Origin of the sequence: Pseudomonas sp. TH31 (assembly GCF_016650815.1) — a bacterium.
Taxonomy (GTDB): Bacteria; Pseudomonadota; Gammaproteobacteria; order Pseudomonadales; family Pseudomonadaceae; genus Aquipseudomonas.
The window spans coordinates 118404-131462 of sequence record NZ_JAEKEZ010000001.1 but is presented as its reverse complement, the minus strand read 5'-3'; the positions used below and the strand labels follow the sequence as shown (position 1 = coordinate 131462).

Below are 13059 nucleotides of genomic sequence, written 5' to 3'. Positions count from 1 at the left end.
GCTCACCTGTTGGAGGATGTCGGGACGCCTCTACTATGAGCTCACGGGCTAGATGACCGAGCGGCGGACGCGGCGGCAAAGCCCATCTTCAACGGTGGATAGATATCAAAAATGAGCATCATCCAAGCACAACACATCATGCTGAATGACCCGGCTCACGCCCGTGCCGCCTTCGATCCGAAGTACGCTCATGGGTCGGCCTTCACCAACGGCATCTACGCCGATCTTGATCACGCCACCGTTCCCTTATCCGACCTGGGTTTCACACAGGCTGACGCCGTCTATGACGTAGTCAGCGTCAGCAAGGGCTGGCTGTTTCGTCTGGAAGATCACCTGGAACGCTTCGAAAGGGGCTGTGCCAAGTTCTACTTGCGCAACCCTTACACCAAGGCTCAGACCATCGACATCCTCACCACGCTGGTGAAGCAGGCGGGTACCAAAGAAGCTTACGTCTGGTGGGCGGTCACCCGTGGCAAACCGCAGGACAGCGCTCGGCGCAAAAATCCGGACAACTACGAAAACCGCTTCTACGCCTTCGTAGTGCCGTATGTATTTATCTGCCCGGACGAACAGCGTACTCGCGGTATCGATCTGATGGTCAGCCAAAAATACCTTCGTATCCCACCCGAGTCCGTGGACCCGACCGCCAAGAATTTCCACTGGATGGACCTCAAGCTTTCGCTGTTCGAGGCCGGGCGGAACAAGTCCGACTGGTCGGTGCTGTGTGATGCCAAGGACAACCTGACTGAAGCTCCCGGCTCAAACATCTTCCTGATCAAGGACGGGGAACTGTTCACTCCCGACGCCGGCTGCCTGGAAGGTATTACCCGAAAAACCGCCCTTGAACTGGCAGCACAAATCGGTATGCCAATTCATGTCGAAAAAGTTCACGTCGAGCAACTGCGCAACGCCGACGAAGCCTTCTTGACCTCCACCGCTGGAGGAGTCATGCCCGTCAACTCCGTCGACGGCAAAGTGCTCGGGGGTAAAGCAGGCCCTGGCGAACTGACAACAACACTGCACAACCTTTATTGGACCAAACGCTGGGATGGCTGGCTGGGCACCCCAGTCGATTACAGCCACCCCACTTGAGGGTCGCGTTGAGCCTGGGGCTTTCCTCTGCGCAAAGCCGCTTCTGCCCCCCTTCAATCCACCCACCCTATTCAGCCTGACGAAAGGTTTTGACCATGGCTAGCACAAGCAAAAACGTCTTCAAGGAAATCACGATTGATACCCCCAAGGAAGAGGTTCTGAAGATCCTCGCCGAGGACGCGGGTGTCATCATCAAGGGCTTGTTGAACGCAGAGCAAGTCGCTCGATTCAACGCCGAGATCCAACCGGAAATGGACAAGATTCCAGCCGGGTCCTCCAAGACCAATGAAGGGGCCCAGGATTTCCACGGTGCTCAAACCAAACGTTTGACCAACCTGGTGACTCACAGCAAGACCTTCCGTGAAGAAATCATCGATCACGACAAAGTCCATCAGCTGGCCCACGCGATCCTCAGCCCATGGTGTGACACTTACTGGATGGGCACCGCTCAAGTCATCGAGATTGGGCCAGGTAACAAGCCTCAACCGCTACACCGCGATTTCGAGAACTACATGGCGTTCAAGGAAATGGGCGTCAAGGCCCCGGACGTGATCTGTAACTTCCTGATTGCACTCACGCCGTTTACCGAAGAGAACGGTGCCACCCGGATCATCCCGGGGAGTCAGAACTGGCCCGACTACAACGACCGGGGCACCCATGATCAGACCGTACCGGCGATCCTGGAGCCCGGCGATGCATTGTTCTTTACCGGAAAGATCGCCCATGGCGGCGGCGCCAACGTCACCGCCGATCAGTACCGCCGCGGCGTGGCCTTCACCTTCAACCTGGGTTGGCTCGTACCAGAAGAGGCCTATCCATTTGTCGTCAACATGGACCTGGTCCGGACACTGACACCGCGCGTGCAGCAAATACTGGGATTCCGTTCCTTCACCGCCGACCTGTATGGCCTGCCTGGTCTGTGGCAGGTCAATTACGAAGAGATCGCCGATTACATCGGCCTGAATCCTCCGAAATAAGCCTCGTCGCGCAAACCGTGGATAGTGCTCGGCAAGACTGTCCACGGTTTTTTCGAGCCTGGCTTCAGTGCTTTCAAGTAACGGCCTTTTCCCGGCACATGTTTGCTGTTCGATCGCCTGTTTTTGGCTTTTTTTGTGAGGCTTGCCATGTCTTTGACTAACTCGGTCGACAACAGCGTCAGCATTCTCGGCATGGGGGCAATGGGCAGTACGCTTGCAAAGACGTTGCTACAGAACGGTTATCCGGTGACCGTGTGGAACCGCAGCCCGGAGCGCTGTGTTGCGCTCGCAAGTGCCGGCGCTACGGTTGCCGTCGATATTGCAAACGCAGTCACGGGCAGTCAGTTGATCATTATTTGCATGATCGACAAGTTGGCCGCTGAAGCTGTTTTGCATGACTTACACGATTCCCTGGACCTACAGGGACGCACCATCGTCAACCTCAGTACCGGCACCGTGGCCGATGTGAAACGCATCTGCAGTTTCGTTGAACGGCACAACGGCATTTATCTGGACGGCGGAATCATGTGTTATCCGAAGGATATTGGAGGGCTCAACACAGCCATCCTGTACTCCGGAAATCACGCCGCCTACACCCTGCACGAAAGCACGCTGCGCGTGCTGGCTGGCAACCCGAAATACCTCGGGCCTGACCCAACCACCTGCACCCCGACCTACCTTGCGTTGTATGCGTTCTATTTCGGCGCCCTCGCCGCCTGGCTCGAAGGTGCCGTTCTGGCAAGCAGCGCCGGCGTGACGCCACAGGCGTTCGAGCAACTTTCGCCGATCATGATCGAGATGCTGGCAGACGGGATCAAAACAGCCAGCGACCGCATCAAGGACGATAACTACGGCGGTGACCAGGCGTCTGTCGATGTCCATGTCGCCGGCCAGGAAATCGTCCGCGATGCCTTGCGCAGTGCCAACGCCCCATACGCGGCCACCGATGCGTTCCTTACCTACTGCAACATGGCGCAGAAAAAGGCATGGGCGAGCAAGACATCGCTTCGCTGTTCCGCGCCATGCACCCCTGATATAGCCCTCTTCGACTGACGGAGAACTGACATGACCACACCCCCTGACAGAATCGCAATCATCGGCCTGGACACTGTGGGCAGCAACATCGCACGCATCCTGGCGGGCCAGGGTTTCCAGGTGGCAGGGCTCGATCCGTTGCGGTGCAATCTGGTGGCGCCCTGCGATGGCGTCAAACTGCTGCGCAACCTGGAGCAGGCCATCGAAGCCAGCGATGTGGTCATTGCCTGTTTTCCGGATCAGCTCCTGATGAATGCAAGGCTATGCAGTCCTGAAACCACCTTTGGCCTGCACGGCAAAGCGTTGATCAGTTTCAACACTTCGCACACGCGCCCCGCCGCATCGGCACGCTCCATGGGCGAATGGGCTCGTAGCGAGCATATCGACTACCTGGAAATCCGCCTCGACAGCCCCGCGCCAGACTCAAGCCACAGCGCCTGGCAACTCCGTTGCTCCGGACCACGCCGGGCTTTCGAACGCCTGAAACCGCTGTGCCAGAAACTCAGCAGTTCGTTGACCTATTTGGGCACCGATTGCGGCGCCATTCTGGAACCATGACCGGCGTTTGACTCGCCCCTCTCTCCTCTCGCTATCAGGCTGCGTCGACATGCCACGTACTCTCTCGATCAAACTCAAAATCGTGGCCCTGACCGGGCTGTGTTCGACACTGACACTGGGCGCGGTGATCGGCACCAACCTCTACGAAGCGAACAAAGCAGACCGCCTCATACGCGAACGCAGCAGTGCAACACTCGAAGAGGCCGCGCGCCGACAGCTGACGAGCAGTGGCGAAGTTCAGCGTCTGCAGGTGAAGAAAAAGTTCGATGATGCGTTGTTGCTGGCTAACGACCTGTCCAGGCAGTTTCTGTATATGCGTGGGCAGATTACCGAAGGGCTTTCGAACGAAAGCGATACTCGCCGCAATCTCCTGCAGCAAACCAGGCTCACATTAGCAGCCCATCCCGAGCTACTCGGTATTTTCGTTGCGTTCGAGCCCAATGCCCTCGCAGCGGGTGATGCCGATTTCCAGGGCAATTCCGAGCTGGGTGGCAATGCCACAGGCCGCTATTCCAGTTACTGGTCACAAACCCGCCCTGGACACCCAGAGATGAGCGTCTTCGAAGAGGAAATGTTCAACAGAACAACCCCGGATGCCAGCGGAGTTCCGTACAACTATTGGTATGTCTGCGTGAAACAGACATTGGCCCCCTGTCTCACCTCGCCCTACGCCGACGTACTAGACGGCAACCCTGTCCGGTTGATTTCTTTGGCGGTGCCCGTGATTGAAAATGCCCGTTTCATAGGCGTTGTTGCTATCGACATCAACATCACCGATTTGCAGAAACAGAGCCAGGAATTGGCCGCATCGCTCTATGCAGGCAAAGCAACTGTTAGCGTTCTCAGCAACACTGGCGTGGTCGCCGCCAATAGCTCGAATGAGCAAGCCAGCGGAAAAATGTCCGACGCAGTCGGACTTGGCAGCCAGCAACAAATTAATGCCGCAGAAACGACGGGAACGACCCGTAGCCAACAGAATGGCGACACCTTTCAACTGCTGTCGTCCTTCGAACCCTTACCTGGAGCGGCCCCTTGGTCAGTGAAGATAGACGTGCCATGGGACGTGTTGATGGCACCGGCCAACACTCTGGGCACGCAACTCGATACCCAACGCTATGATTCGACGGTCAGGGTTGTGGGTCTCGGTGCCCTGCTGGCGATCATAGGCTTGGCCCTCATTGCGTTGAGCACGCATAAAGTGTTCCGCCCGCTCAAATCCATTACGGACATGATTCGAGAGATCGCAGTCGGTGACGGTGATCTGACCAAACGCATTACCTACGCGCAAAAAAATGAGCTGGGCGAACTCACCGGCTGGCTCAACCGTTTTCTGGACAAACTACAGCCCATCGTCCGCGACATACAGGACGCCGCCCAGCAAACCCGAGAAGCGGCCGCTCAGGCCTCCGTCGTCGCCAGTCAGTCACGTGAACGCCTTCAGCAACAGGCTGGCGAAGTCGATCAGGTGGCCACCGCCTCTACCGAAATGGCCGCCACGGCCCAAGAGGTCGCACGCAGCACCTCTTGCGCCGCCCAGGCGGCGCAAGACACCGACAAGGCAGCGTTACAAGCCAGGCACATTATCGAGCATGCAACGCAGGCCATCGACAAGCTGGCACTGGGGATGACCGGAACCATGGCTCAGGTCAAAAACCTCGCCACCAGCAGCAGCCAGATCAGCAGTGTGCTCGAGGTCATCAGAAGCATTGCCGAGCAGACCAACCTTCTGGCTCTGAACGCCGCCATTGAGGCTGCCCGGGCAGGTGAAGCAGGTCGAGGTTTCGCCGTGGTCGCCGACGAAGTCAGGACGCTGGCCAAGCGCACTCAAGACTCTGTCATTGAAAGTCAGAAAGTCATCGAGTCGTTGCTGCAGGACACCGATACCGTGGTCGGTGCGATGCAAGACAGCCATGAGCTGACACAGGTCAGCGTCGACGAGGTGGGTAAGGTGGTCGAGTCGCTGCAAAACATTACCAATGCCATCGGCCAGATAAACGAGATGAACCTGCAAATCGCCACCGCGACTGAAGAGCAAAGCGCGGTCGCCGAGGAAGTTAATCTGAACGTGAACAATATTCGAGATCTGACCCAAGCCTTGAGCGTGAGCGGCAACGAATCCGCGCAGATCAATTCGGAACTTGATCAATTGGCCCAGACACTCAGCGAAAAGGTTCAGCAGTTCCGCGCCTGACATAGGCAATCCACCCCGCTGTCGCTGCTCGACTGTCGGCAGCGCGGCCCCTCCTCTTGATGCTTGCGCGCCATCGGCCGCAATCATGATGCGCCATACCAGAGCCCTGATGGCTCTGGCACACGCCTGCGCCATGGCTTTTCGATAGTCCCCCTTCCGCTCGTCATCAGGGCGCAGCAATTTGTGAAAACACGCTTGACTTAGGTCGATCGACCGAATTTAATAGGTCACACGACCTACTAATGAAATCCAGGTCAGATAACAGCGATTCCTACCTACATAGATCAACAAAAAACAGGGCCTGTACGCAGCGCCTTAGGTCAGGAGATAAAAAGATGAGAATGACAGCTCACAGCACGGCCAATGGTCATCGTTCACAAATGACCACCGGCCATGATGGATTCTTCGTTTACCGAGCAAACATTGCGCGCCGCCTATCGACGCCAATCTCCTGCTCACGCCCCCGGCCTGCCCTGACCGCGTTTTACACATGAATGAACTGAAGTGATCTCCAGGCACAACACCTCGGACATCACCCCAGTCTTTCCTGCTTGGCAACACCTGCGAGGGCCGTACGATGAGCATCAATGAAGCAACCCCTGTCACCTTGGACGACAAGGTATTTTCAACGACCGAAATTTTGGCCGCAGCGGGATTGCTCGGTTTTGATGAGGTCACGCTCAGCAGCTGCGTCAAGACAGGGTCGCTTTCGATCCAGGACCTGTACAACCCGCAAACAAAAATCTCGCTGAACCAACAGGAACTGATCCATAGCGCATTCGTACAAGCTGCACAGAACCCTCTGCTCAGCCTGACGGTGGGCCAGCGCTTGCACCTGACCTCCTATGGCATCGTCGGTTTTGCGATGTTGAGCAGTGCGACACTGCTGGAAGCTCTGGAAACGGCCAGCACCTTTGGTGTGTTGATCAATCTTAAATTCGGCTTGAGCCTGCATCGCCATGCTGGGCAAGCCGAGCTAAAACTGTTCGATCAATATGGGCTCGTCTCTCTGGAGTGGAAGTACTGGCTGTGCCTGGAAGTCTCCAAGCTGCTCACGCTGCTGCACGACATTCTGGGCAAGGACTTCAATCCCGAATACATCGACTTGAGCCTTACCGGAAACGCCAGCGAAGCAGAAGAAATTGGCCGGATTCTTGGTGTCCCGGTACGGCTGAACGGCAGTGAGACTCGCCTGGTGTTTGCCGAGGAATGGCTGGAGCGCAAACTGCCCCAATCCAACAGCATCACCCACAGCAGCTGCAAACTGGTCTGCCAGGCGCAGCACAAGGAAATAATCCAGAAGTACGATTTGAGCTATCAGGTACAAAACCTGCTACTCAATTCGAGCAACAGCATCCCCTCCCTTTCCGACGTCGCCGACCGGCTACATTTGTCGCCGCGCACATTGCGCCGCCGGCTGGACGTCCTCGGCACTTCCTACAACGCACTGTTGGTCGAAGTACGTAAAAAACTCGCTATCCGCTACCTGCTGAACACGCCCATGACCACCGAGGCGATTTCCGAGCATTTGAACTACAGCGATGCAGCCAACTTCAGGCATGCCTTCAAACGCTGGACCGGACGCTCGCCTCGAGAATACCGCGTGCTCAATCGAGGACACGAACAGCCAGTGGGGTTCAGCTATGGAAAAAACTACGGCAGCACCAGCAGCGTGAGCGCCTTCAGTCTCTGATCAACGGGTTGAGCTTCGGCTCGACTCAACTTGCATGACTCGATCCGACACCCGGGCGAGTCAGCCCGGCACCCAGCGCTTCCACGAACAAGCGTCAGGGTGCCGGTATTTCCAAGTAGCAAGTGCCTTGACAGGTGGGCGTAGAGGCCTGGTCTGCGTACTGAAAAAGTGTCCAGTTTCGCTATTTCAAATGGCCGCCATTCACCTGTTGGACGCATCGCTCGCACTTTAAGCTGCTTGCAACGCGCTTCATTTTTTAAACCGGCGAAAGCACCCGGAACCGAACAACCCTGCTCACCCAGAAACCCTGTAATGAGGACAAGTCCATGCGTTTTATCGATCAAGTAGCCATCGTCACCGGTTCGAGCTCCGGCAACGGCCGGGCCATTGCACTGGCCTTGGCGGCAGAGGGGGCCCGGATCGTGTGTTCGGATCTGGTTCAAAAGGCACGCCCGGAAGGTTTTGAAGCCGACCTGGACATCGACACCGACGCCTTAATCCGCAAGCAAGGAGGCCAGGCTGTATACGTGAAGGCCGACGTCTCGAAAGCCGCAGATGTCGAGAACCTCGTGAAACAGGCGGTCGAACACTTTGGTCGCCTCGACGTGATGATCAACAACGCCGGTGTCTGCATCGAGTTGAAGACCATCGTCGAAGAGACCGAAGCCGATTACGACCTGACCATGAACGTCAACACGAAAGGCGTTTGGCTGGGCTGTAAATTCGCGATCACTCAGATGCTCAAGCAACCACCGCGTGCCGACGGTACTCGCGGACGTATCGTCAATGTCTCGTCGATCGGCGGGCTGGTAGGGCTGGCCCAGGAGCCTTCTTACTGTGCCTCCAAAGGCGCGGTGAATAATCTGACCCGTCAGCTGGCGGTGGATTTCGCTGCCGAAAAGATCAACGTCAACGCCATCTGCCCGGGGTTTCTGGCAACCGCCATGGTTCGTCAGGAGCTGGACGATCCGAAGATCAAAGCCATTTTGGAAAGTCTGACGCCTTGGCCGCGAATCGGAAACGTCCAGGACGTGGCCAAAGCGGTCACCTTCCTGGCCTCCGACGACGCCCAGTGGATAACCGGGTCGCTCCTGACGGTCGATGGTGCTTACACAGCACAGTAATGAGGTAAACGAAGGGAGCAGTCGATGATTGCCGAATTCGAAAAAGCAGCGGTCTCAACACAGCGCAGCCTCAATTCAGCGAAGCATTTTGTTTGCGTGCGTCCCGAGTCCTGCAGGCTGCCCGTTGAGCTAATCTAACAATAAGAAGGCTACTTCAATGTCTAACCATTCCTGCCCAACTCACAGTAAAAGACTAAAACGGATCGTGTTTTCGGACTGCATCCAGAGGGCATAGATATGAGCAAAGCTAATATAGAACCGAGCTCAGGGATGATCAGTACAAGCGAGAGCTTGAATAAGGACTTACTGATACAGCTGGAGGAAATGTGCAATGGAGAACACTCCACTTCCGAATGCTGGTCGTCTGCTAAATCAACAATAAATGAAGCCGTTTATTGGATTGCACTGGGTGTGATTCTCTGGATTTCAACATTGTTGATCATTTCTTGAGTACAAATAAATGAAATCAATTGAATCATCTCATTCGATAGAACAGGAAGCGCTGGCAGGCAGACTGCCGGTGTTGAGCGGTGAACGGATTTATAAGTCGTACGGTTCATTCCTCTGGACCTGTTGCACATTTAGCGCGGCTACCTGGGCCTTTTTGATCGGTGGCTATCTACCCTACGTGGGAGACTGGCGATTAGGCGTCATGGGCTATGTTGTCGGGCTGATTATCGGGATGGCTGTCGTCACATTGGCCTCTGGCGTTCCCAGTTACAAATATGGAACCGATGTCATCGACACGGCCAAGTCATCGTTTGGCTATAGAGGCGCGATCATCCCATTGTTTGGCCTGCTCGCGACATTAGTCGGCTGGACCTTTGTCGTTGAAGCCTTGACGGCCCGAGGCGCGGCCAACATTGCGGCGACGGTGACAGGTTCAGAAATCACCGGCAACGCCCATGAACACCTCGTCATCGGCGTGGCGTTGGCGGCGCTGGTTCTGGTATGGGCTATCGCCCTCAAGGGACCGAAACTTTTCGAGCGACTCAATGGCTATATTGGGCCGCTGCATATGGTGATTACCGTAGTAATGATGGGCATCCTCATCAACAAATTTGGCGTGTCGACACTTTGGCATAGCCAGGTAGCTGCGGATCAAATGTTGACCAAGGACCCTGTCCAGGGGTTTTCGCTGGCAATCGAGTTTGGTGTTTCAAATGCCCTGACCTGGTGGCCGGTAATGGGCGGCTTGACCCGCCTGGTCAAGCATAAAAAACACATGATCGGACCTTCGGTCATTGGGGTCGGCATTCTGGGTGCCGCGATCATCTCTACCGTTGCAGCGTTGGCCGCCATCAGTGCAGGGACCTATGACCCTACGGTCTGGATGATTGCAGTGGGTGGCAAAGTCTTTGGTTCAATCGTCATGACGATTGTTCTATCAGCGAACATCGCCACCATGGTCGTTATGATTTATTTGTCCGCCGTGTCGATTCAGCAGATAAAACTATTTGCCCGAATCAACTGGGGACTGCTACTGGCCCTTATATTAGCGCCAGGACTTTACTTTGCATTTAAAACAGAATGGCTGCTGGCATCGGTAATGAGTTGGCTGTCTTACAATGGCGTCATGTTTGTCGGCATCACCGGTTTAACACTTGTTGATTATTTCTTCCTGCGCAACGAGAAACTGGACCCTGCCAGCCTCTTTGCCACGAAGAACAGCCAATACACTTTCTGGAACGGCATCAACTGGGTCGCTGTCGCCGTCACCTTTATTGCAATATACGGTTATCTGAAACTTTATGACCCCGTCACTGCGGCAATGAGCCCCGGATTCCGCTACTTCGGAGCTTCTATTCCAGTCCTGGTACTCTCGGGTATTACTTACTACTTGGCCATGCGCCTTATTGCACTACCGTTGAAAAAAGGTGGCTACAATTTTGTGGGTAAAGAGTTTAGCCGCCCGGCATTAGAAGCAACGCCAGGCAGCCTGAAAGTCAGCCTTTAAAATCCCCTCCTTTCAACCGCCCCTTATGGGGCGGTTTCCTAGCAACTACCCTCTCCCCCGCAAAAATCCAGATTGCAGAATCCAAAAAGGTCCGCAATCAACACTCCTGACCACTGGTTGCTAAACAACTGAACTGCTTTCGGCAGTTATGAGTTGCGACACCCGTGATGAGGAAAGACAGACCTTCCCCTCGGCGGCTTGCAGGTGATTTTCTCAATCAGCGCTAACAGGCTAAAGTGCGGACAGTTGAAAAAACGGATCGAAGAAGCCCCCAAGAAGAGACTCCCGGTGATCACTCGACAGGGTAATTGCGGGGCGAATCCTGGCGGGGGCATCCGTACTGCTGACGCACGACTCAAACCTGCGGGGGACAGACAGCGCGCAAGAGATCAAACCAGATACCTGAGCCCCTGCGCGTTATCACATTGACGCTTACAGCGAACTCACCAGATGTCCGCCATCGACCGCCAACACTGAACCGGTCATGAAGTTGCCAGCGGCACTGGCCAGCAACAGCACCGGTCCGTCCAGCTCCTCAACGCGTCCCAAACGACGCATCGGCACGGTATCGCGGATATATGCCTGGCCTTTATCCGTGTCGAAGTAGTCACCATTCATCTCGGTTTTAAAGTAACCGGGGGCTATCGCATTGACGCGAATGTCGTAACGAGCAAGTTCCAGGGCAAGTGACTTGGTCAACTGCACGACCCCTGCCTTGGCAGCACAGTAATGACTCAGGCCATTGCCGACACGCTCACCAAGAATTGACGCGATATTGATAATGCTGCCTCCCCGCTCCGCTTTGGCCAGTCGTTGCGCAGCGCATTGAGCTACGCGCCAGACACCGTCCAGGTTGGTCGCGAGCATTGCACGCCACTCTTCTTCGCTGACCTCCAGCGCCCGAACTGCTCCACCGACGCCGGCGTTATTGATGACCACGTCGACACAACCAAAAGCGGCCTGAGCCGCATCGAAGGCACTTTCAACACTGTCGCGCCGGGTGACGTCCAGCGCCACGGGTAGCACCTCGGCCCCATGCCATTGCAGTTCAGTGGCCAGCGCCTCAAGACGCTCGACGCGACGCGCCGCAATCACCAGCCGACCGCCCGCCTTCGCCACCAGTCGGGCGAAGTGTTCGCCCAGGCCACTGGAGGCACCGGTGACCAGAACGGTTTTGCCCGCTAAAGAAAAAATCGTGTTCATCAAAGCACCTCGAACAGGCCGGCGGCACCCATGCCACCGCCCACACACATCGTCACTACGACGTACTTCACGCCGCGCCGTTTACCTTCCAGCAAGGCATGCCCGACCATCCGGGCACCGCTCATGCCGTAGGGATGACCAATCGCAATGGCACCGCCATTGACGTTGAGTCGCTCGTTGGGAATGCCGAGTTTGTCGCGACAGTAAATGACTTGGCAGGCGAACGCTTCGTTGAGTTCCCACAGGCCAATGTCATCCACTTTCAAACCATGCTTCTTCAACAGTTTGGGAATCGCCAAAACAGGCCCAATGCCCATTTCCTCAGGAGCCAAACCCGCCACGGCGATCCCGCGATAAAGCCCCAGGGGCTCGATATTTCGCTGTTGCGCCAAACGCGCGTCCATCAGCACGCAAGCACTGGCGCCGTCGGACAGTTGGCTGGCGTTACCCGCCGTGATGCAGCCGCCCTCGATCACCGGTTTCAGATTGGCCAGGTCCTCAAGACGGGTACCCGGGCGATTGCCCTCATCGAGATTGAGCGTAACCGGCTCATAACTCACCGCGCCGCTGGCTTTATCAGTCACCGCCCGGGTGGTACTGACTGAGATAATTTCCTCTTCGAACACGCCGCTTTGTTGCGCCGCCGCAACCCGCTGTTGTGATTGCAACGAATAGGCATCCTGCATCTCGCGGGTGATGCCATAACGTTTGGCGACATGCTCCGCGGTCTGCAACATCGGCATGTACGCGTGCGCGGCATAACGCTCGACTTGCAAGTCGCGCTCGGCGAACGCCCACTCCATATTGCGTGTCTGCACGGCGCTGATATTTTCCTGACCGGCGCCGATGGTCACGCGCATGCCGTCGTAGATAATCTGCTTGGCCGCAGTAGCAATCGCCATCAGACCCGAAGCGCATTGACGGTCAATGGTCTGGCCGCAGACGCTATGGGGCAAACCTGCCGCCAGTGCGCTCATGCGCCCCACGTTCCAGCCCGCAGTGCCTCCCGGCATCGCGGTGCCCATGACCAGGTCCTCGATTTCTGCGGGATCGACCCCGGCCCTTTCAACGGCAGCGGTTATCGCGAAAGCGGCCATGCTCGGTGATTTCAGGTGATTGAAAGCCCCTCGAAAAGCCTTGGCAATGGGGGTACGGGCGGTTGATAGAATCACGGCTTCTTGCATGGTCTGGGTTCCAGGATAAGTCTTGGCCACCCATGAACAGGTGGC

9 protein-coding genes and 2 pseudogenes are annotated in these 13059 nt (G+C 56.2%); 9 read left to right on the top strand and 2 right to left on the bottom strand.

Going from position 1 to position 13059, the window contains the following annotated elements:
* The first annotated feature begins 111 nt into the window (after nt 1-111).
* The 9 genes and pseudogenes from JFV26_RS00635 to JFV26_RS00600 all read left to right on the top strand — a co-directional run bounded on the left by JFV26_RS00635 (nt 112) and on the right by JFV26_RS00600 (nt 10627).
* Complete coding sequence (locus tag JFV26_RS00635) at nt 112-1092, top strand: aminotransferase class IV (protein ID WP_201188798.1); 981 nt, start codon at nt 112-114, stop codon at nt 1090-1092.
* Between the two features lie 95 nt (nt 1093-1187).
* Nucleotides 1188-2069 carry a phytanoyl-CoA dioxygenase family protein gene (locus JFV26_RS00630; RefSeq protein ID WP_201188796.1) on the top strand — a complete coding sequence of 294 codons (882 nt, stop codon included), beginning with the start codon at nt 1188-1190 and terminating at the stop codon, nt 2067-2069.
* 102 nt (nt 2070-2171) lie between these two features.
* Nucleotides 2172-3122 carry an NAD(P)-dependent oxidoreductase gene (locus JFV26_RS00625; protein WP_201188793.1) on the top strand — a complete coding sequence of 317 codons (951 nt, stop codon included), beginning with the start codon at nt 2172-2174 and terminating at the stop codon, nt 3120-3122.
* 12 nt (nt 3123-3134) lie between these two features.
* Nucleotides 3135-3662, top strand: coding sequence for an NAD(P)-binding domain-containing protein (locus JFV26_RS00620; RefSeq protein ID WP_201188791.1), 528 nt, complete (start codon nt 3135-3137; stop codon nt 3660-3662).
* 49 nt (nt 3663-3711) lie between these two features.
* Nucleotides 3712-4995 (top strand): annotated as a pseudogene (locus JFV26_RS34610) (PDC sensor domain-containing protein); the annotation flags it as partial.
* Nucleotides 4996-5337: 342 nt separating this feature from the next.
* A pseudogene (locus JFV26_RS34605) lies at nt 5338-5853 on the top strand (methyl-accepting chemotaxis protein); the annotation flags it as partial.
* A 577-nt stretch (nt 5854-6430) separates the two neighbouring features.
* Nucleotides 6431-7546, top strand: coding sequence for an AraC family transcriptional regulator (locus JFV26_RS00610; RefSeq protein WP_201188787.1), 1116 nt, complete (start codon nt 6431-6433; stop codon nt 7544-7546).
* 326 nt (nt 7547-7872) lie between these two features.
* Nucleotides 7873-8670: an SDR family NAD(P)-dependent oxidoreductase gene (locus JFV26_RS00605; protein WP_201188785.1), complete on the top strand. Its 798-nt coding sequence runs from the start codon at nt 7873-7875 to the stop codon at nt 8668-8670.
* 460 nt (nt 8671-9130) lie between these two features.
* Nucleotides 9131-10627, top strand: coding sequence for a cytosine permease (locus tag JFV26_RS00600; protein WP_201188783.1), 1497 nt, complete (start codon nt 9131-9133; stop codon nt 10625-10627).
* Nucleotides 10628-11059: 432 nt separating this feature from the next.
* Here the strand turns inward: JFV26_RS00600 and JFV26_RS00595 are convergent, their stop codons facing one another.
* A complete protein-coding gene (locus tag JFV26_RS00595) occupies nt 11060-11830 on the bottom strand; it encodes an SDR family NAD(P)-dependent oxidoreductase (protein ID WP_201188781.1) in 771 nt (256 codons plus the stop codon).
* Nucleotides 11830-13014, bottom strand: a complete 1185-nt coding sequence (locus tag JFV26_RS00590) for an acetyl-CoA C-acyltransferase (protein ID WP_201188779.1) — start codon at nt 13012-13014, stop codon at nt 11830-11832. Before JFV26_RS00590 ends, JFV26_RS00595 begins: the two co-directional genes overlap by 1 nt.
* Between the last annotated feature and the right edge of the window lie 45 nt (nt 13015-13059).

What these genes read in the sequence shown, in the direction of transcription:
- JFV26_RS00635 (WP_201188798.1), top strand. Translation starts at nt 112, where the DNA reads ATGAGCATCATCCAAGCACAACACATCATGCTGAATGACCCGGCTCAC.
- JFV26_RS00630 (WP_201188796.1), top strand. Translation starts at nt 1,188, where the DNA reads ATGGCTAGCACAAGCAAAAACGTCTTCAAGGAAATCACGATTGATACC.
- JFV26_RS00620 (WP_201188791.1), top strand. Translation starts at nt 3,135, where the DNA reads ATGACCACACCCCCTGACAGAATCGCAATCATCGGCCTGGACACTGTG.
- JFV26_RS00610 (WP_201188787.1), top strand. Translation starts at nt 6,431, where the DNA reads ATGAGCATCAATGAAGCAACCCCTGTCACCTTGGACGACAAGGTATTT.
- JFV26_RS00605 (WP_201188785.1), top strand. Translation starts at nt 7,873, where the DNA reads ATGCGTTTTATCGATCAAGTAGCCATCGTCACCGGTTCGAGCTCCGGC.
- JFV26_RS00600 (WP_201188783.1), top strand. Translation starts at nt 9,131, where the DNA reads ATGAAATCAATTGAATCATCTCATTCGATAGAACAGGAAGCGCTGGCA.
- JFV26_RS00595 (WP_201188781.1), bottom strand. Translation starts at nt 11,830, where the DNA reads ATGAACACGATTTTTTCTTTAGCGGGCAAAACCGTTCTGGTCACCGGT.
- JFV26_RS00590 (WP_201188779.1), bottom strand. Translation starts at nt 13,014, where the DNA reads ATGCAAGAAGCCGTGATTCTATCAACCGCCCGTACCCCCATTGCCAAG.